This is a genomic window from Qipengyuania sp. (assembly GCF_964227205.1).
Lineage (GTDB): Bacteria > Pseudomonadota > Alphaproteobacteria > Sphingomonadales > Sphingomonadaceae > Qipengyuania.
The window spans coordinates 62,892-81,724 of the sequence record NZ_CAXQVB010000003.1 but is presented as its reverse complement, the minus strand read 5'-3'; the positions used below and the strand labels follow the sequence as shown (position 1 = coordinate 81,724).

Here is an 18,833-nt window from a genome sequence, read left to right as displayed (position 1 = left end):
CACCGGTACCGCGTCAGCGGGTTTCGGGATGGATCCCCGCACCCTGCGGTTCGCCCGGGCCTTCGGCCTGGCCGAGCAGGTCGTCGCCGACATTGTCGTCCCTGAGCGTATCGAGATGCATCAGCTTCTTGATCAGCGGACTGATCACGATGACGCCGACACCGACCCCGACCGCGATCCAGCCGATCTGGCTGTAAACGCCGAGCACCACTTCCTTCGAGGCGCCTTCGCCCGAAGCCGCTTCCGAACCGGTCGCCGCGGCGATGAGGCCGGCGACGAAGTTCCCGGTAGCCGAGGCGAAGAACCAGGTGCCCATGATCAGCGATGCCATGTGAGCGGGCGCGAGCCGGTTCATGGCCGACAGGCCCACGGGGCTGAGGCACAGTTCACCGGTGGTGTGCAGCAGATAGATGAGGAAGATGAAGATGACCGGGGTCATGTTCTCCATTCCGACGGCACTCGCACCGAACACCAGTACCAGGAAACCCGCGCCGAGCTGGATCATCGCGAGGCCGAACTTGGCCGGGGTCGAGGGTTCGAGCCCCTTGCGCCCCAGGAAGGTCCACAATGCCGCGAAGAGCGGAGCGAGCAGGATGATGTAGATCGGATTGATCGACTGGAAGATCGAGGCCGAGACGCCCTGACGGTCGACATAGCGGTCGGTGAACAGGTTGAGCGACGAGCCGGCCTGTTCGAACAGGGCCCAGAACAGGATCGAGCCGATGATGAGGAACATCGCGGCAAAGATCCGGTCGCGGTCGTGCCCACCGATCTTGATCGCCTGCCAGATGACATAGGCGACGAGGATGGCGCCGAAAATACCGAGGATCGAGCCGACCACGGCCTGGTTCTGGACCAACCACCAGGTGACTGCCACCGCAGCAAAGCCGACAAGATAGAGGAACCACTCGAACTTGATGCCCATGTAAGGAGCCGCAAGCTTTTCGGGCACGGTGCTCTCGCCCTTGCCGAGGAGCAGCGGCTTGAACACGATGAAGACGACGAGGCCGAGCAGCATGCCGATGCCGGCGGCACCGAAGCCATAGGCCCAGCCATAGGTCTGGCCGAGATAGCCGGCGATGATCGTGCCGACCGCGGCGCCAACGTTAATTCCCATGTAGAAGATCGTGTAGGCACCATCGCGGCGCACGTCGGTGCGCGGATAGAGCTGGCCGACGATCACCGAGATATTGGCCTTGAGGAAGCCCGAGCCGACGATGATGAAAGCGAGCGCGGCCCAGAAGACATCGATCATCGGGTTCGCAGCGTAGCCGGTACCGGCTTCGCCCTCGAACGCCATCAGGAAGTGCCCGATGGTGAGCAGCACGGCACCGAATGCGACCGCCTTGCGCTGGCCGAGGTACTTGTCGGCGAGATAGCCGCCGAGCACGGGAGCGATATAGACCAGCGCAGTATACGCACCGTAGATGACCGAGGCCTTCTCATCGCTGAAGAGCCAGTGCTGCGTGAGGTAGAAAATCAGCAGCGCGCGCATGCCGTAATAGGAGAAGCGCTCCCACATTTCGGCGAAGAAGAGGACGAATAGGCCTTTGGGGTGGCCGGCGAATTCGGCCTTCGACGAGGTTACGATCGTAGCACCTGCGATGAGCAGAAGTACGAGGAACGCCGCCGCCGCCGAGACGATGATCTGTTCAAGGGTCACGCAAAAGGTCTCCCGGTTATGGAATTTGCGGGAGGCGACCCCCGCTCATGGCGGCGCACACTAGCGGCTCGCGCGCCTATGTGAAGCCTTAGTTACAGCTGTCACCACCTTGCGTGCGCCTGAACGCTGCGCTGCGGGAACCTTGCGCGCAGCGGTGTATTATGGCACTGATGCAGTCTGTTGCGGGGAATATACGATGAGCACGCAGTCCAAGCCGGTCTATCTGAAGTTGCGCGACATGATCGCCGCGGCGATCATCGACGGGCGCTATGCCGAAGGCGAGATGTTGCCTTCGGTGCGCGCGCTTGCGGCCGAGCAGGGCGCCAACCCGCTGACTGTCGCCAAGGCCTATCAGCAATTCCAGAACGACGGACTGGTCGAGGTCCAGCGCGGCGTGGGCATGTATGTCGTCCGCGGTGCGGCCGAGCGCCTCCGCCGGAGCGAGCGTGAAAGCTTCCTCCGCGACGAATGGCCCGAAATCCGCGCGCGCATGACCCGGCTCGGCGTTTCGGCGAGCGAGCTGCTCGCCGACGCCTGAGCGCCGATGGCGAAAATTTACAACTGTGAACTTGCGGGGGGCACCGCCATCTGGCACATTCATCCAGTTGGAATCGGGCGGAAAAGCGCGATCCCGAGGGGGCGCATAGACAAACTGCAATTGCGGTCGATGGCACCGGGAGACCCTCTATGATCCGATCCGAACTTCTCGCGGCCCTCGGCCAGGACTATCCGGACCTGCGCGCCGAGGAGGTCGAACAGGTGGTGGACATCTTCTTCGAGGAAATCTCGCAGCGCCTCACCGAAGGCGGGCGAGTCGAGTTGCGCGGCTTCGGCGCCTTTTCCACGCGCGAGCGCGAAGCGCGCAAGGGCCGCAACCCGCGTACCGGCGAAACAGTCGACGTGCCGGCCAAGCGGGTGCCCTATTTCAAGCCGGGCAAGGACATGCGCCGTCGCCTCAATGACGGCTGACCATTCTGTGTGGAGACGATACGCGATTGCCCGCCGGGTGAGCAGCGACTAGGGCTGCCTGCCATTGCGGGTGTGGCGGAATGGTAGACGCCGGGGACTTAAAATCCCCTGAGCTTTGCTCGTGCGGGTTCGAGTCCCGCCACCCGTACCAGTCCCCGGCAAGTCACGATCACGAAAAAACCGTGCCTTCTTTATATTGGTATTAACACTTAGGGTGTCATTACGATAGGACGAAGACGCGCAGGCTTAGAGACGTGGTATTCAGCCACTGCCTGGCTGTTGGCGTTGTAAATGGTTTGCGGCGATGGAATTCACTACTGGATTCGTCATGGAAGACAATGCGACGAGGACTGGCCCCGACCAGCGCGGCGCGCCGCGCTATACCTCGCTCATCCGCGCGGCCAAGCTGGTGTGCGGACAGGGTGAATTCGTCTGCGTCATCCGCGACGTTTCGGCAACGGGCGTTTCCCTGCGGACCTTTCACAAACTCCCCACCGACGCCGCGCTCGCGCTCGAATTGCAGAATGGCGAAAGCTACGAACTCGAACTCGTGCGCTCCGAGGGCTTCGATGCCAGCTACCGTTTCGACAGGCCGATCGAGGTCGACCGGCTGATTCGCGAAAACTGGGACTTCCCCAAGCGCGGGCTGCGCCTCAATATCATGCTGCCGCTGCTGGTGTCCTCGCTTTCGGGCAAGGCGACGGCGGTTACGCTCAACCTCTCGCAGCAAGGTGCGCGAATCGAATGTGATCATGTATTCGCGATCGACCAGCGGGTGACGATCTCGGGTGAACACCTGCCCGACATCCGTTGCACGGTGCGCTGGCGCAGGGATGCCAATTACGGTCTCGTTTTCGAAGACACCTTCTCGCTCCGCGATTTCGCCATGGCCGCGGCCAAGGTGCAATGCCCCCTGCTGCTACAGGGTTGCGCCTGAGCCTGCCCCGCCACGAAGCCGCGCCTCTAACCTTATCCTAACCATTTTCCTTCACTCCCGCCGGGTGCTCAACCGGGGGACATGATGGGCAATACGCCGAACCACCACGAAGTCGATGTGGCCATAGTCGGCGCGGGGCCGGCCGGGCTTACCGCCGCCTACCTGCTGACCAGGCAGGGCAAGTCCGTGGCGATCGTGGAGCAGGACCCCGACTATGTCGGCGGAATCAGCCGCACGGTCGAGCACGCGGGCTATCGCTTCGACATCGGTGGCCACCGGTTCTTTTCCAAGTCGCAGGCGGTGGTCGAACTGTGGAACGAGATTCTCGGCGAGGAAGACTTCATCCAGCGTCCGCGGATGAGCCGGATCTATTACCAGGGCAAGTTCTACAGCTACCCGCTGCGAGCCTTCGAAGCGCTGTGGAACCTGGGTATCTGGCGCTCGACCACCTGCATGGCGAGTTATCTGCGCTCCAAGCTCTTCCCCAAGAAGGACGTGAAAAGCTTCGCCGACTGGACCACCAACCAGTTCGGCAAGGTGCTCTATTCGATCTTCTTCAAGACCTATACCGAAAAGGTCTGGGGCATGCCTTGCGAGGACATGAGCGCCGATTGGGCGGCGCAGCGGATCAAGGGGCTTTCGCTGTGGGGCGCCGTAGTCGACGGGCTCAAACGCAGCCTCGGCCTCAACAAGTCTCCCAATGACGGGATGGCGACCAAGACGCTGCTCGAGACCTTCCGCTATCCGCGGCTCGGCCCCGGCATGATGTGGGAGGCGGCGCGCGACAAGGTCCTCGCCAGCGGGCGCGGACGGATATTCATGGGGCATCGTCTCAAGCAATTGGCCGCCGATCCGCAGGGCGGTTGGCGCCTGAGCGCGACCGGGCCCAACGGCGAGGTGGTAATCAGTGCAGGGCACGCCATCAGCTCGGCGCCGATGCGCGAACTCGCCCGGCGCCTCCACCCGCTACCCCGCACGGCATTGCAGGCTGCCAATCTGCGCTATCGCGACTTCCTCACCGTGGCCTTGATGGTCGAGGGCGAGGACCTGTTCCCCGACAACTGGATCTACATCCACGACAGCAAGGTGAAGGTCGGCCGCGTCCAAAATTTCCGTTCGTGGTCGCCCGAGATGGTGCCCGACGCGCGCATGGCCTGCGTCGGGCTCGAGTATTTCTGCTTCGAGGGCGACGGTCTTTGGGCCCTCCCCGACGAGGAGCTGGTCGCCTTGGCGACGGAGGAAATGGACACGCTCGGGCTGCTCGACCCGGCAAAGGTCAGGGGCGGTGCCGTGGTGCGCCAGGCAAAGGCCTATCCGGTCTATGACGAGCATTACGCCGCCAATGTCGATGCGTTGCGCCGCGAACTCGAGGAACGGCATCCCACACTGCACCTCGTCGGGCGCAATGGCATGCACCGCTACAACAACCAGGACCACGCGATGATGACCGCGATGCTTACGGTGGAGAACATTCTCGCCGGCGAGCGGCTCTACGACACCTGGTGCGTCAACGAGGACGCCGAATATCACGAGACGGGCGAGGAAGGGGCCGACAGGCGCCTGCCGAAGCGCCCGGTCAGCGCCGACCAGGCCGCAGCGCTGGCATCGGTTCGCGACGTGCCCGAGCGGCTTGCGCCGGGACGCAAGGCGGCCTGATGCCAGCACTCCTCGCCCGGCTGCGCGATATCCGCTTCCTGCGCTACCTGCTCGCCAGCCTGGGCGCGCTGGGGGTCGACATGGGATGCTTTCTCGCGCTGCTCGCGATCGGCGCCGGAGCGGTGCCCGCCTCCGCCATCGGCTACAGTGCCGGTATTGCGGCGCATTGGTTGCTGTCGAGCCGCGCGGTGTTCACCGGGCAGGTCGCTCCGCGCGGGTTCGGGCGCCACCGCCAGAAGGCGCTGTTTATCCTTTCCGCCCTGCTCGGCCTCGTGCTGACCACCGCGATCGTCGGCGTTGGCGAAAGCGTGGGTATCGATCCGCGCTTCGCCAAACTCGTCGCCGTAGGCACGAGTTTCCTCGCCACCTGGCTGATGCGCAGCCGGATCGTGTTTCGCGCGCCGGTCGCCGCCTGAGATGCTTATTGAGCGTCGGCGGAGCGGGTGGAGCGGGGCCCTCGTCCTGCGCGCGACGCTCGCCTGGCTGCTTGTCGCGGCGCTGCTGGTGGCGACGCATTGGGCAGCCATTGCGGCGCGGCGCTTTCCCGATCCCGACGACGTCCTGCGGCTGGTCCAGCTGCGCGACCTGATCGCCGGCCAGGGCTGGTTCGACCTTGCGCAGCACCGGCTCGATGCGGCGCATGTCGGCGTACCGATGCACTGGTCTCGGCTGGCCGACATCCCGCTGCTGCTGGCGATCACGGCGCTGACCCCGCTGATCGGGGGGCCGGCCGCCGAGACTGCCGCGCTGGTCGCAGTCCCGCTCCTGACGCTTTACTGCGGCATGCTGCTCGCCGCGCGGCTCGCCTGGCGCATGGTCGATCTCGAGGCGGCGACGCTGGCCGCGCTGGTCATGGCGCTGTCCGCCCCGCTGCTGTTCCAGTTCGCCCCGTTGCGGATCGATCATCACGGCTGGCAGGTGGTCTGCGCGCTTGCAGCCGCCAATGCGCTGGCCACGCGCTCGCCCGCGCGGGGCGGGGTGCTGCTCGGCCTCGCGCTGGCTGTCTGGCTGACGATCTCGCTCGAGGGCCTGCCGCTGGCGCTCGCGTTCTGCGGGGTGGCTGCGCTGCGCTGGCTGCGCGACCCGAAGGATCGCCTCCTGCTCGTCCGGGCGCTGCAGGTACTTGCCTTCGCCTCGCTCGCCCTGTTCGCCGCGACGCGCGGGGTCCAGGACCTCGCGCCGCATTGCGATACGCTTTCGCCCCCCTTCCTCGCCACACTGTGCTGGAGCGCGCTTGGCGTGACGCTGCTCGCGGCGCAGCGCCTGCCCTTGTCCTGGCTTCTCGGCGGCTTCGCACTGACCGCCGCAGGCGGGGTGGGAATCCTGCTCATCGGCGCGCCCCGATGCACGACCGGAAGCTTCGCCGCGATCGACCCGCTGGTGCGCGAGCTGTGGCTCGCGGGGGTCATGGAAGGCATGCCCGTCTGGCGGCAGCCACCTGCCACCGCATTGCAACTGCTGATCCTGCCGCTGTTCGGGCTCGGCGCTGCCTGGCGGCTCCACTGGCAGTCGCACGACTGGCTGCGGCGCTTCTGGTTCGACTATCTGCTGCTGTTGCTCGCCGCACTCGCGGTAACCTGCGCCGTCGCCCGCGCGGGTGCCGCCGCCGCCGCGCTTGCCGCCGTCCCGCTGGGCTGGCAGCTGCGCGAATGGCTCGCGGCGCTACGCGGTCCCGCCCCGCTGCCGCGAAGATTGCTTGCGGCGCTGGCGATCCTGCTCGCTTTCGTGCCCACTCTCCCCTTGATCGCGTGGCAGAAGGCAGCAGGTCCGGAAGCGGGGAACGTGCCGCTCTCGCAGCCCGCCGCGCGCGCCGCGGCCTGCGAGGTCTCCGTGGCCGCACCCGCTATCGCCCGGCTACCGCGAGGCGAGATCGCCGCACCGCTCGATATCGCGCCGGCGCTGCTGCTCGATACGCCGCACTCGCTGGTGGCGAGCGGGCATCATCGCGGCTCGGCCGGGATCCGTTTCATGCTCGACCTCTTCGCTGCCGAACCGGCGAAGGCGGAGGCCATGCTGGTCGCCCGCGGAACGCGCTATCTGGCGCTGTGTCCGGGGCTGGCCGAGGTCCGCCTCGCCGCCGAGCGTAACCCCGGCGGCCTTGCCGATCGACTGCTGCATGGCCGGATCCCCGGCTGGCTCGATCGGGTCGATACCGGCGGTGAATTGCAGTTCTGGAGAATCAGGCCGGATTGAAGTCCAGCGCCGTGCCGTTGATGCAATGGCGCTTGCCGGTCGGCCGGGGGCCGTCGTCGAAGATATGCCCCAGATGCCCGCCGCAATCGGCGCAATGCACCTCGGTCCGCGGATAACCGATCTTGTAGTCGGTGCTGGTGCCGATCGCGCCCTTGTCGATCGGCGCCCAGAAGCTCGGCCAGCCGGTCTTCGAATCATACTTCGTCTTCGAGCTGTAGAGCGCGTTGCCGCAGCCCGCGCAGACGAAAGTGCCCGCCCGCTTCTCGTCATTGAGCGGCGAGCTATAGGGGCGCTCGGTCCCTTCCTCGCGCAGGATCCAATATTCCTGCTTGGTCAGGACCTTGCGCCATTCGGCATCGCTGCGGCCCTTGGGGAAGTCCTTCGCCTCCGCCCGGTCCGAGCCGCAGGCAGTGAGCGCCACGAAGCTGGCCGATGCGCCGATCCAGCCGAGCAGCCGGCGACGGTTCAGGGTCTGGTCGGTCATGGTCGTACCTTTCCGGCTTGGGCCGCGCGCCCAAGCTTTTCCTACGCATGAGGGGCGCCGAAGGTTACATCGAGACCGCGATCAGAATTCGGTGATCTCGACCTCGAGCTTGCGGAAGCCGTGGACGAAGTTGGCCTTCACCCGCTCGACATCGCCGGCCAGATGCACGCGCATGCGGCGCTTGTGCATTTCCTCGAGCAGGACGCGCAGCTGGAGTTCGGCCAATCGCGCGCCGACGCAGCGGTGAATGCCGTAACCGAAGGCGATGTGCCGCCGGGCATTCTCGCGGGTAAGGTCGAGCTTGTCGGGGTTTTCGAACACCTCCTCGTCGCGGTTGGCGGAGAGGTACCACAACACGACCTTGTCGCCCTTCTTGATCGTCTGGCCGAAGACTTCGGTATCCTCGGTGCAGGTGCGGCGCATATGCGCCAGCGGGGTTTGCATGCGCAGCATTTCCTGCACCGCATTGGGGATGATCGAGGGGTCCTGCTCGAACAGCTTGCGCTGGTCGGGGTTCTTGTCGAGCTGGTAGACGAAGCCGCTCATCGAATTGCGCGTGGTGTCGTTGCCGCCGACGATCAGCAGGATCAGATTGCCCATGAATTCCTGCGGGCTCATCTGGTTCATCGCCTCGGAATGGATCATCATGCTGATGAGATCGTCGCCCGGTTCCTTGTCGTGCGTGCGCTCGATCCACAGCGACTGGAAATAGGCAGCCATTTCGTTGAGGAAGCCCCAGCGCATCTCGTCGAGATCGCGCACGGTGGCGAGTTCGGTATCGCCCGACCAGTCCGACCAGAAGGTCAGCAAGCGGCGGTCTTCCCAGGGGAAGCCGAACAGGATGGCGAGCATGCCGGTGGTAAGCTCGATCGAGACCTTGTCGACCCAGTCGAACACTTCGCCGCGCGGCAGGCTGTCGAGCAGTTCGCCGGTGCGCTGGCGAATCTCGCCTTCCATCTCGGCCATTCCGCTGGGGGTGAACTTGGGCGCCACGGTGCGCCGCTGTCCGGTGTGCTGCGGGCGGTCCATGGCGATGAACATCGGCAGCTCGCGCCGTTCCTCGATACCCCGCTCGGCCAGCTCTTCTTCGGTCAGCCGCTCGAGAATGGTGATCCCGCCGTGCTCCCAGCTCGACGAAAAAATGTCGGGCAAGGCCTCGATGTGCTGGATCGCCTTGTGGCTGACCACTGCCCAATAGGGGCCGAAGGGGCTTTCGGGGATGTAGTGGAGCGGACCCGCGGCGCGCATTTCGCGGAAGATCGGGTGCCAGGTATTCTCGGCATAGATGTCGCTGCGGCTGACGTCCCACTTGTGCGGATGCTCGAGCTTGTCCTCGGGGTGCTCCGCGAAATGCTTCTTCAGCGCCTCGTAGGCGGTCGGCGAAGTGTGGCACTGGGGGCGTTCGATTGCAGCGGTTGCCATGTCTCTCTCCTAGCGGGAGCGACTCGTCGAGGCCGCTCTCCCTCCATTCGGGGGCTACTCTGCCCTAACTGACATTTCTGTCAATAGTGCGTTGCAAATCGCTACTCAAATGGCGGCGCGATCATGCGCTGTGCTTTTCGGTAATTCCCGCTGCGGGTGCGGCTGCGCCGACATGGCCCTTGATCGCGCGACCGCCCTTGCCCGATTTCATCACCCGGCGGCGGAAGATCGTCGCCCCCACGCGCACGAACAGGAACACGCAGAGTGCCTGCCACGCCAATGCCAGGGCGTGTGGCCACAGCGCGTCCGACTGCGCCGCGCGGGCCAGCATGGCGAAGGGCGAGGACAGCGGGAAGGCGGCCGCGAACAGCTCCATCGGCGAGCCCGGGCGGGTGATCGAGGAGGCAGCGAGGAAGAACACCAGCAATTGCGCCATGGTCACCGGCATCGACAGCGTCTGCACCTCGCGCACGGTGGCCGCCATCCCGCCGATGGTCAGGAAGAGCGAGCCGAGCAGCAGGTAGCCCATGGCGAAGTAGACGATGCCCAGCGCGACGAAGAGCGGCCAGCCGAGCGCGGGCTCGGGAAAGTGCGGCAGCGCGCTTCCGGCGAGCAGGCCGATGGCCCCGCCGGCCAGCGCCCAGACGGCGATCCCGACGAAGCTTACCCCGAGCATGGCGACGAGCTTGCCGAGGAAGACCGCATCCATCGGGATCGCGGCAGCGAGCACTTCGATGACCTTGTTGGCCTTCTCCTCGACGAGGTTGGACAGGACCATGCCGGCGAGGAGCATCATCAGAAGGAACAGGATCAGCTGGCCCGCCTGCGCGGTACGGATGCGGTCGGTGCGCTGCGCCGCCACGCTGGTGGCAACGGGCCGTTCCGCGACTTCGGGAAAGGCGGATGGTGCCCGGGTGCGGGCCTCGGCGGCGATCATGGCGATCGGGCCGCTCCATGCGTCGATCGCTTCCTGCGGCGCGGTCAGCGCGGGGGCGTCGGGCGATCCCGACACGACGGCGGCATAATTGCGCCCCGGCTCGCGCAAGATGTCCGCGGGAGCTTCGGCGCTGGCGGTGGCGGCGAGTTCGGGCAGTGCCGCGCCGACGCGCGGGGCGAGCCGCTCGCGCGCCGCGATCATCGCCTGGGCATCGCTATCGGCCATCGCCACCGCGACGAGCCGCGTGGTAGCATCGCGCTGGACCTGCCCGCCGATCCCACCGGCAAGCGCGCCGACGATGATCGGAAACAGCGGGCCGAGCAGGAAGAACAGGAAGGCGCGGCTGAACAGGATCGCGCGGAAATCGCGGCGGGCAACGACGCGGGCCGCCTCGACCAGCGACAGGCGGGTGGTATCGCTCATTGCGCGGCTCCCTGTCCATTGTCCTCGGCAAGCGCGCGCGCCGCGCCGGCGCCGGCGATCTCGACGAAGGCATCGTGCAGGCCCGCGCGTTCGATCGACAGCGAGAGGATCCCCGCCTCGCCCTCGATCAGCTGCTTGAGCATGGCCTCGATCCCGCTGTCGGGCACCGGGAAATACCAGAAATGGCTACCCTCGGCCTTGGCGTCGTGGCGCGCATCGGCGGGCAAGGCGCTGCGCCAGGCGCCTTCGCTGCGGCGGGTTTCGAGCCGCACCTGCGCCGGGATCCGGTCGCGCGCGGCATCGACCGATCCGGCATAGGGCACCTTGCCCCCGGCGATGATCGCGACCTCGTCGCACAGCCGTTCGGCGTGATGGATGACATGGGTCGAAAAGATCACCGTGGTGCCGGCGGCGGCGAGATCGCGGATCATTCCCTCGAGCTTGCCCTGATTGATCGCGTCGAGTCCGCTGAAGGGCTCGTCGAAGACCACCAGCCTGGGACGGTGGACCAGCGTACCGAGCAATTGCACGGTCTGCGCCATGCCTTTCGACAATTGCCGAATCTGGCGGTCGACCGCGTGGCCGAGCCCGTAGCTTTCGAGCATTTCGCGGCCCCGCGCCTTGCCTTCGGCGAGCGGCAGTCCGCGCAGCGCGCCCATGAAGGCGATCGCATCGTCGCATTTCATCGCCGGGTAGAGCCCGCGCTCCTCGGGGAGGTAGCCGATCAGCTTGGCAACTTCGTGCGGCCGGTCGTTGCCGAAGACGCGGCGCACGCCTTCGTCCGGATCGATAATCCCCAGCAGCATGCGCAAGGTGGTGGTCTTGCCTGCGCCATTGGGGCCGAGGATGCCGTAGATCGCCCCCTCGGGCACGGCGATATCGACTCCGTCGACTGCCAGGGTCCCGCCGAAGCGCTTGACCAGAGCGCGCGCCTCGATAGCGAGCGGGCGAGAGCTGGCCGCTTGGGCTCGCGTCACGGTGCCGGTCTCGGTAAGCATGGGCGCATGGCTAGCGGCTGGCAGTGAACGGGAGCACAAGCAAGCGTGGTTAACATCGGGTTGCAGGCGGATTTGCGCACGGAGGCGGAGCGACTGGGCTTTGTCGCCTGCGGTTTCACCTCCGCCGCACCCGATCCGCAGCGTACGGCGCGGCTCGAGGAATTCCTCGGGCAGGGTCGTCACGGTGCGATGGAGTGGATGGAAGCGCGCAAGGTTCAGCGCGCCAGCCCGCAGGGGCTCTGGCCCGAGGCGCGGAGCGTCATCGCGCTCGGCATGAGCTACGCCCCCGATGGCGACCCGCTGGCACTCGCGGATGAAGCCGAGAAGGCGCGGATCTCGGTCTATGCGCAGGGGCGCGATTATCACGACGTGGTCAAGAAGGCGCTCAAGGCGCTCGCGCGCTGGCTGATCGAGCGTGAGCCGGAGAGCGAGCTCAAGGTCTTCGTCGATACCGCGCCGGTGATGGAAAAACCGCTCGGCCAGGCGGCGGGCATCGGCTGGCAGGGCAAGCATACCAACCTCGTCAGCCGCGATCACGGGTCATGGCTGTTCCTCGGCGCGATCTATTCGACGCTCGATTTCGTGCCCGACGATCCGCATGCCGATCGCTGCGGCAATTGCCGCGCCTGCCAGGATGCCTGCCCCACCGACGCTTTTCCCCGGCCCTACCAGCTCGATGCGCGGCGTTGCATTTCCTACCTCACGATCGAGCACAAGGGGCCGATCCCCGAGGAATTCCGCACCGCGCTCGGCAACCGCATCTATGGCTGCGACGATTGCCTGGCCGTGTGCCCGTGGAACAAGTTCGCCGATGCCGCGCACCGCCATATCAAGCTCGCCCCGCGCGCCGAACTGAGCGCGCCCGAGCTGGCCCGCTTCCTCCGGTTCGACGATGCAGGCTTCCGCCAGTTCTTCTCCGGCTCGCCGATCAAGCGGATCGGGCGCGACCGCTTCGTGCGCAATTGCCTCTATGCCGCGGGCAACAGCGGACAGGCGGCGATTGAACCGATTGTACGCGGCTTGTGCAGCGATCCCGACCCGGTTGTGGCCGATGCGGCGCGCTGGGCTGCGGCGCGTCTGGCGCAGGCTGCGCGCTGATCGCGACCGGTCAGCGCATGTCCTTCAGCAGAACCGAACTGTCGGCGAGCAGGGCGGGATCGATCTCCGCCCGGTCCATGACCAGCTTGCGCCCCTGGACGTAATCCTTGGTGTTGTTGACGCAGTCGAGCGCGATCACGCGGCCTTCCTTGAGGTAGATTACGCTGAACTTCTTCTCCGCCGGATCGCCGCGCAGGACCGTGGCATCGTATCCCAGCGAGAGCCCGACGGTCTGCAGCCGGAGGTCGAACTGGTTCGACCAGAACCACGGCACCGCTTCGTAATCCTGCTTGTCGCCCATGATCGACTTGGCTGCGACAGTTGCCATGTCGTTGGCGTTCTGGACCGATTCGAGCCGGATCACCGCATTGGCCGCGAAAGGATTGGCATGGCTCGCGCAGTCGCCCACGGCATAGACGTCGTCGAGCGTGGTGCGGCAATAGGAATCGACGTCGACGCCGTTCGATCCGGCCGCCCCGGCAGCGATCAGGGGCCCGACCGAGGGTACGATGCCGATGCCGGTAATGACGACGTCGCAGGCGATCTTTTCGCCGCTGTCGGTGGTGACGCCGGTGACTCGTCCATCGGCGCCTTCGATCGTCTCGACCGCTGTCGACAGGCGCAGGTCGACGCCCTGTTCGCGGTGGTAGTCGGCGTAGAATTCGGACAGTTCCGGGCCGGCGACGCGCGCCAGCACGCGGTCGAGCATTTCGATGACTGTCACCGCACAGCCGAGCTTGCGCAGGACTGCGGCCGCTTCGAGCCCGATATAGCCGGCGCCGACGATGACCGCGCGCCTCGCACCGGCGGCGAGCTCTTCCTTCAGCGTGTCGACGTCGCGCCGGGTGCGGATGTAGTGGATACCGGCAAGGTCGCTCCCCGGGCACGACATGCGCCGCGCATCGCCGCCCCCTGCCCAGATCAGCTTGCGATAACCGATTCGCGTATCGTCGGAGAGGACCAGCGTGTGCGCTGCCGGGTCGATCTCGTTGACGTTTCGGCCCAGCCGCAGTTCGATATTCTTGTCGGCCCAGAACTGCTCGGGGCGGATCTGGATACGTTCGAAGGGTTTCTCTCCGGCGAGATATTCCTTCGACAGCGGTGGACGTTCGTAGGGCGGATTGCGATCGCGGCTGACCATGAGGATCGTGCCCTCATGCCCGTTCTGGCGCAGGGCAATGGCGGCTTGTGCCCCGCCGTGCCCCGATCCCACGATGACGATGTCGAATTGTTCCATCGCCGCGCTGGCTGGCGCGAAAACGCCAGCCGGTCAAGCACAGTGCGGGCGCAGTGCTAGCGCGAAAGCAGGTTGCGCGCCATGCTCGCGACCTGCGCCAGCATCGCCGGGGCAACCGGCGACTGGCCCTGCGCACGGGCGACCATCGAGCGGAACCCGCGTACCGCCACCTCCTGCTCCTCGGCCCATTTCGCAACGATCGCGGACATGTCCTTCTTCGCATCCTTGCGCCGCGCGAGGCGCCGCAACAGCTCCAGCCGCATCTGCTGGAAGTCGCGGGCGAGACCCGAGACGAGCAGCCGTTCCCACACGTCCGAGGGGCTCATCAGCGCGGCGGTCGACTGCGCCCAGTCGAGACCCAGTCGGCGCCCGACATCGGTAAAGGCGGCGGCCAGGTTGCGCGCCGCCATGCCGGTCTCGCTAGCGAGCTTGGCGAGGCCCACTGCGCCATCGAGGTCGTAGAGATGGGCCACCCGGGCGGCTAGCGCGGCAGGCGCGCCGGCGGAAACGAGCTGTTCGCGCAGGCGATCCGACTGCTGGCGCGATTCGGCGCTCAACAGTTCGCCGGTCGCATCGGACAGCTGGGCCGCGCCCTTGCCGATCTCGGCGACCAGCGCGCTCGGATCGACGCTTCCCGAAGAGGTGCGCAGCACGTCCGACATGAGATTGCCGACCGCAGCGGCGATCCGGTCGAACAGCATCAACCGGGCATTTTCGGGCATGGCGGCGGTATCGATCGCGGCCCACAGCGCGGGCAGGTCGAACAGCTCTTCCGCCGCGACGAAGGCGGCGGCGACCTGGCTCAGTTCGACACCTTCCTCTTCGGCGAGCTCGAACGGATGGACCATGCCGAGACGGTTGACGATGCGGTTGGCAAGCTTGGTCGCGATAATCTCGCGGCGCAGCTGGTGGCCCTCGATCTGCGCCTTGAACTTCTTGCGCATCGGTTCGGGAAAGGCTGCGAACAGCGTGGCTTCGAGCAGCGCGTCGTCGGCCAGCGTGCCGCGTTCAATCGCGTCCTGCAGTACCAGTTTCGACGAGGACAGCAGCACTGCCAGTTCGGGCCGGGTCAGCCCCTGCCCGTCGGCGGCGCGGCGCTGGAGCGTCTGGTCGTCGGCAAGCCCTTCGGTCCGGCGGTCGAGATTGCCGCCCGCCTCGAGCGTCTCGATGATGTGGCGCTGCGAGGCCATCGCGCGCGCACCGCCGACTTCGGCGATCGAGAGGGCAAGCGCCTGCAGGCGATTGTCCTCGAGCACGAGCCGGGCGACTTCGTCGGTCATCGATTCGAGCAGCGCGACTCGCTTTGGCTCGCTCAGCTTGCCGGCGCGTTTGGCAGCCGCCAGCGCGATCTTGATATTGACCTCGTTGTCCGAGCAGTCGACCCCTGCCGAATTGTCGATGAAATCGGTGTTCGAGCGACCGCCGGACTGGGCAAATTCGATGCGTCCAGCCTGGGTGATGCCGAGATTGGCGCCTTCGCCGATGACCTTGGCGCGCAGCTCGCGCGCATCGACCCTCAGCGCGTCGTTGGCGGGGTCGCCGACCTGGACGTTGTTCTCGTGCGCGGCCTTCACATAGGTGCCGATGCCGCCGAACCAGATGAGGTCGACCGGCGCGCGGAGGATCGCGGAAATCAGCGCTTCGGGCTCGATCTCGCGCTGCTCGATGCCGAGCTTGGCCTGCACCGCCTTCGACAGCTTGATGCTCTTGGCATCGCGCGGGAAGACCCCGCCGCCCTTCGAGATAAGCTTGCTGTCATAGTCTTCCCAGCTCGAGCGCGGGAGTTCGAACAGCCGCTTCCTTTCCTTCCAGCTGGTCGCCGGATCGGGATCGGGATCGAGAAAGATATGGCGATGGTCGAAGGCAGCGACCAGCTTGATCGCCTGCGATAGCAACATGCCGTTGCCGAAGACGTCGCCCGACATGTCGCCGCAGCCGACGACTTCGATCGAATCCTCTTGCACGTCGACGCCCATTTCGAGGAAATGGCGCTGGACGCTGACCCAGGCACCCTTGGCGGTGATGCCCATAGCCTTGTGGTCGTAGCCCTTCGAGCCGCCGCTGGCGAAGGCATCGTCAAGCCAGAAATCACGGGCTTCGGCAATGCCGTTGGCGATGTCGGAGAAGGTCGCGGTGCCCTTGTCGGCGGCGACCACGAAATAGGGATCCTCACCGTCGGTGATGACGACCTCGTCGGGATGGACGACCGTGTCGTCGACGATGTTGTCGGTCACCGACAGCAGGCTGCGAATGAAGATCTCGTAGCTGGCGCGCCCTTCAGCGGCCCAGCCTTCGCGATCGATGGCGGGATTGGGCAGCTGCTTGGGATAGAAGCCCCCCTTGGCGCCGGTCGGCACGATCACCGCGTTCTTGACGCGCTGTGCCTTCATCAAGCCGAGGATCTCGGTGCGGAAGTCGTCGCGGCGGTCGGACCAGCGTAGCCCGCCGCGCGCGACCGGGCCGCTGCGCAGGTGGATACCCTCGACCCGGCGCGAATAGACGAAGATTTCGCGGTAGGGGATGGGCTTGGGCAGGCCGGGGACCTTGGCCGAATCGATCTTGAAGGCGAGCGCTTCGGCGGCTGCGGGAGCGAAGGCATTGGTCCGCAGGATCGCGTCGATCAGCGAATTATAGAGCCGCAGCAGGCGATCGTCGTTGATCGCCTTGACCCTGGCCAGCCCGCGCTTGATCGCCGCGCGCGCCTCGTCGATCGCCTTGTCGCGGCCGCTGCCGAAATGCGGATCGTGGCGCGCGGTGAACAGCGCCACCAGCGCGCGCGTCACATCGGGTGCGGCGGCGAGCGCATCGACCACGGTGTAGATGGTGAAGCCCATCCCCGCCTGGCGCAGGTAGCGATAGAAGGCGCGCAGCCAGTTGGCTTCGCGCGCGGCGAGCCCGGCCTCGGGTACGAGCCGGTTGAAGGGGTCGTTTTCCGCCTCGCCGTTGAGCACAGCGGCGATGGCTTCCTCGATCGCGTCCGACCGTTCGATCAATGCCTTGGGTTCGGCGCCGGGCTTCAGGTCGAGCAGGAAGTCGTGAATCGTCCCCAGCCGCCCGTCGTCGAGTACGGTGGGCATCTCTGAACGGACATAGAAGCCGAAATCCTCGAGCGCGGGCACGCCTTCGGACAGTGGCAGGCTGCCCTCGGACTGGTAGAGCTTCAGCCGCAGGCAGCCAGCCACATCGCGTTCGCAGAAATACATCCGCGCACCGCGCAGGACTTCCTCGTTCTCGACGCTCGCGCCGAGATCATGCAGGCGGGCGATGTCGTAGGCCGCTTCGCGCGGGCCGAAACGACCGCGGAAGGCGGTGGGGAAATGCTCTGCGAAACGCATTGCGAGACCTGCCGCGCGCGAACCCTCCTCGAGCGCGCCGAGTTCGGCTTCGACAGCCTCGCCCCAGCCGCGCAGCAGCGTCTGCATCTGCTCCTCAAGGGCGGACTCGTCGGGCGCCTGGTCGCCGTCGCGAATATCGAAGACGAAACGCAGCGTCGCCAGATTGCCACCCTCGACCTCGAGGCTCCAGTCGAGCAGGCGCGCAGACGCGGCCTCCTCAAGCAGCGCCTGGATTTCGAGCCGGACTTGCGTCGCGACCATGTCGCGCGGCAGCCAGACGAAGGCGAAGAGGTGGCGCGCGAGTGGCGCCTCGATCAGCGCGAGCCGCGGACGCGGACGGTCGACCAGGCTCATCATGGTCGTCGCGACCCGTTCGACGTCGCCCTCCGAGAAGCCGATCAGCAGATCGTGCGGCAGAGTGGTCAACGCGTGGACGAGCGCCTTGCCGGCATGGCCGGTATCGTCGAAGCCGTGGCGCGTGCGCAACGCGTCGAGCTGGCGGCGCAGGCGCGGCACGTTGCGCGGCGGCGCGGCGAGCGCAGCGCTGGTCCATACGCCCGCGTGGACCGAGAGGGCGACCGTCTTGCCGCCGTCCTCTACCGGGACGATGAACAGGTCGAGCGGAACACGGCGGTGGACGTGACTGAGGTGATTGGCCTTGATGATCAGCGGACGGCGCGGGTCGTTGCCCTGCTCGAACCAAGCGAAGGCACGCTCGTAGGAGCTCTCGGCAAGCAGTTCCTGCGCGCTCCGGCGACAGATGCCGAGTTCGTCCTCCTGGCGCCCGTCGCGGAAGCGCGTGACGTGGCCGAGCTGCGTCAGCATCCCCGAATTGAGCCAGTCGAGCAGTTCGGCGCCCTCGGCATCGGCTGCGGCAATGCGCTTGGCATCCTCGGCCATGGCCTCCTGCAGGCGGGGCCAGTCGCTCACGGCCGCGCGGACGTCGGCGAGCGTAATCTGGAGCGTTTCCTGCAGCTGCCGACGAGTCTTGGCATCGACGCGCGCGGCTTCGATGTAGATCATCGATTCCCAGAAGGCATCGTCGGGATCGCCTTCGGGGATGGCACCCAGCACGCCCTTCTCGTCGCGTTCGACCGGGATGACCGGGTGGACCAGCCGGTCGATCGACAGGCCCAGCGCGGCGATCGTGGCCGCGACCGAATCGACCAGAAAGGGCATGTCGTCATTGATGATCGCGATGCGCGTCAGCCGACGTTCGTCGCTGACGCTTTCGATCGCCATGGCCGAACGGCCGGGCGTCCGCCGGACCGCCAGCTGGCCGACGAATTCGGCGGCATCGACGAGCTGCGCCTTGTCGAACGGCGTATCGCCGCTGAGCAGCGAAAGCCGCATGCGTTCGGTGATGGCATTCTGAAGCTTCTTGGGAAGTGCGGCAGTTGTCGAACCCATGAGGGGCCTCTCTCCTGGCGGCGCATGATCATTTCGGCGCCGCGAAATATCCGAGTCGTTTTGCGCTACGA

14 protein-coding genes and 1 tRNA gene are annotated in these 18,833 nt (G+C 66.2%); 8 read left to right on the top strand and 7 right to left on the bottom strand.

Annotated elements, in window-relative coordinates; genetic code table 11:
- Positions 1-13: 13 nt before the first annotated feature.
- On the bottom strand, positions 14-1,522 hold the full coding sequence (locus ACEQZ0_RS07865) for a peptide MFS transporter (protein WP_370190884.1): 1,509 nt from the start codon (positions 1,520-1,522) through the stop codon (positions 14-16).
- 337 nt (positions 1,523-1,859) lie between these two features.
- Here ACEQZ0_RS07865 and ACEQZ0_RS07860 point away from each other — a divergent pair, with 337 nt between their 5' ends.
- The 7 genes from ACEQZ0_RS07860 to ACEQZ0_RS07830 all read left to right on the top strand — a co-directional run bounded on the left by ACEQZ0_RS07860 (position 1,860) and on the right by ACEQZ0_RS07830 (position 7,418).
- A complete protein-coding gene (locus tag ACEQZ0_RS07860) occupies positions 1,860-2,201 on the top strand; it encodes a GntR family transcriptional regulator (RefSeq protein ID WP_370190100.1) in 342 nt (113 codons plus the stop codon).
- Positions 2,202-2,350: 149 nt separating this feature from the next.
- Complete coding sequence (locus ACEQZ0_RS07855) at positions 2,351-2,632, top strand: integration host factor subunit beta (protein WP_221602440.1); 282 nt, start codon at positions 2,351-2,353, stop codon at positions 2,630-2,632.
- A gap of 66 nt (positions 2,633-2,698) precedes the next feature.
- Positions 2,699-2,783, top strand: a tRNA-Leu gene (locus ACEQZ0_RS07850).
- Positions 2,784-2,936: 153 nt separating this feature from the next.
- Positions 2,937-3,569 (top strand): PilZ domain-containing protein, encoded by a 633-nt coding sequence (locus ACEQZ0_RS07845; protein ID WP_370190098.1) that lies wholly within the window; start codon positions 2,937-2,939, stop codon positions 3,567-3,569.
- An 81-nt stretch (positions 3,570-3,650) separates the two neighbouring features.
- Positions 3,651-5,225: an NAD(P)/FAD-dependent oxidoreductase gene (locus ACEQZ0_RS07840; protein WP_370190097.1), complete on the top strand. Its 1,575-nt coding sequence runs from the start codon at positions 3,651-3,653 to the stop codon at positions 5,223-5,225.
- Positions 5,225-5,641, top strand: a complete 417-nt coding sequence (locus tag ACEQZ0_RS07835; protein WP_370190095.1) for a GtrA family protein — start codon at positions 5,225-5,227, stop codon at positions 5,639-5,641. Before ACEQZ0_RS07840 ends, ACEQZ0_RS07835 begins: the two co-directional genes overlap by 1 nt.
- A gap of 1 nt (position 5,642) precedes the next feature.
- Positions 5,643-7,418, top strand: coding sequence for a hypothetical protein (locus tag ACEQZ0_RS07830; RefSeq protein ID WP_370190093.1), 1,776 nt, complete (start codon positions 5,643-5,645; stop codon positions 7,416-7,418).
- On the opposite strand, the gene msrB is transcribed toward ACEQZ0_RS07830, so the two are convergent.
- The 4 genes from msrB to ACEQZ0_RS07810 form a co-directional block, all read right to left on the bottom strand.
- A complete protein-coding gene (msrB, locus tag ACEQZ0_RS07825; protein WP_370190091.1) occupies positions 7,405-7,902 on the bottom strand; it encodes a peptide-methionine (R)-S-oxide reductase MsrB in 498 nt (165 codons plus the stop codon). The two genes, ACEQZ0_RS07830 and msrB, sit on opposite strands and share 14 nt — an antisense overlap.
- 81 nt (positions 7,903-7,983) lie before the next feature.
- Complete coding sequence (locus tag ACEQZ0_RS07820) at positions 7,984-9,324, bottom strand: cytochrome P450 (protein ID WP_370190089.1); 1,341 nt, start codon at positions 9,322-9,324, stop codon at positions 7,984-7,986.
- Between the two features lie 121 nt (positions 9,325-9,445).
- Positions 9,446-10,684 carry an ABC transporter permease gene (locus ACEQZ0_RS07815; protein ID WP_370190087.1) on the bottom strand — a complete coding sequence of 413 codons (1,239 nt, stop codon included), beginning with the start codon at positions 10,682-10,684 and terminating at the stop codon, positions 9,446-9,448.
- Entirely contained in the window at positions 10,681-11,682 is a 1,002-nt protein-coding gene (locus ACEQZ0_RS07810) for an ABC transporter ATP-binding protein (protein ID WP_370190085.1), read from the bottom strand. Before ACEQZ0_RS07810 ends, ACEQZ0_RS07815 begins: the two co-directional genes overlap by 4 nt.
- A gap of 45 nt (positions 11,683-11,727) precedes the next feature.
- On the opposite strand from ACEQZ0_RS07810, the gene queG reads away from it, so the two are divergent.
- Positions 11,728-12,780, top strand: coding sequence for a tRNA epoxyqueuosine(34) reductase QueG (gene queG, locus ACEQZ0_RS07805; protein WP_370190084.1), 1,053 nt, complete (start codon positions 11,728-11,730; stop codon positions 12,778-12,780).
- 10 nt (positions 12,781-12,790) lie between these two features.
- Here queG and ACEQZ0_RS07800 read toward each other — a convergent pair whose 3' ends face one another.
- On the bottom strand, positions 12,791-14,017 hold the full coding sequence (locus ACEQZ0_RS07800; protein ID WP_370190082.1) for an NAD(P)/FAD-dependent oxidoreductase: 1,227 nt from the start codon (positions 14,015-14,017) through the stop codon (positions 12,791-12,793).
- A gap of 56 nt (positions 14,018-14,073) precedes the next feature.
- Positions 14,074-18,762 (bottom strand): NAD-glutamate dehydrogenase domain-containing protein, encoded by a 4,689-nt coding sequence (locus tag ACEQZ0_RS07795; protein WP_370190080.1) that lies wholly within the window; start codon positions 18,760-18,762, stop codon positions 14,074-14,076.
- Positions 18,763-18,833: the final 71 nt, after the last annotated feature.

Coding starts and splice junctions, on each gene's coding strand:
- ACEQZ0_RS07835 (WP_370190095.1), top strand. CDS start 5,225: ATGCCAGCACTCCTCGCCCGGCTGCGCGATATCCGCTTCCTGCGCTAC.
- ACEQZ0_RS07795 (WP_370190080.1), bottom strand. CDS start 18,762: ATGGGTTCGACAACTGCCGCACTTCCCAAGAAGCTTCAGAATGCCATC.
- ACEQZ0_RS07810 (WP_370190085.1), bottom strand. CDS start 11,682: ATGCTTACCGAGACCGGCACCGTGACGCGAGCCCAAGCGGCCAGCTCT.
- ACEQZ0_RS07830 (WP_370190093.1), top strand. CDS start 5,643: ATGCTTATTGAGCGTCGGCGGAGCGGGTGGAGCGGGGCCCTCGTCCTG.
- ACEQZ0_RS07865 (WP_370190884.1), bottom strand. CDS start 1,522: ATGTGGGAGCGCTTCTCCTATTACGGCATGCGCGCGCTGCTGATTTTC.
- ACEQZ0_RS07840 (WP_370190097.1), top strand. CDS start 3,651: ATGATGGGCAATACGCCGAACCACCACGAAGTCGATGTGGCCATAGTC.
- msrB (WP_370190091.1), bottom strand. CDS start 7,902: ATGACCGACCAGACCCTGAACCGTCGCCGGCTGCTCGGCTGGATCGGC.
- ACEQZ0_RS07815 (WP_370190087.1), bottom strand. CDS start 10,684: ATGAGCGATACCACCCGCCTGTCGCTGGTCGAGGCGGCCCGCGTCGTT.
- ACEQZ0_RS07800 (WP_370190082.1), bottom strand. CDS start 14,017: ATGGAACAATTCGACATCGTCATCGTGGGATCGGGGCACGGCGGGGCA.
- ACEQZ0_RS07845 (WP_370190098.1), top strand. CDS start 2,937: ATGGAATTCACTACTGGATTCGTCATGGAAGACAATGCGACGAGGACT.
- ACEQZ0_RS07855 (WP_221602440.1), top strand. CDS start 2,351: ATGATCCGATCCGAACTTCTCGCGGCCCTCGGCCAGGACTATCCGGAC.
- ACEQZ0_RS07820 (WP_370190089.1), bottom strand. CDS start 9,324: ATGGCAACCGCTGCAATCGAACGCCCCCAGTGCCACACTTCGCCGACC.
- ACEQZ0_RS07860 (WP_370190100.1), top strand. CDS start 1,860: ATGAGCACGCAGTCCAAGCCGGTCTATCTGAAGTTGCGCGACATGATC.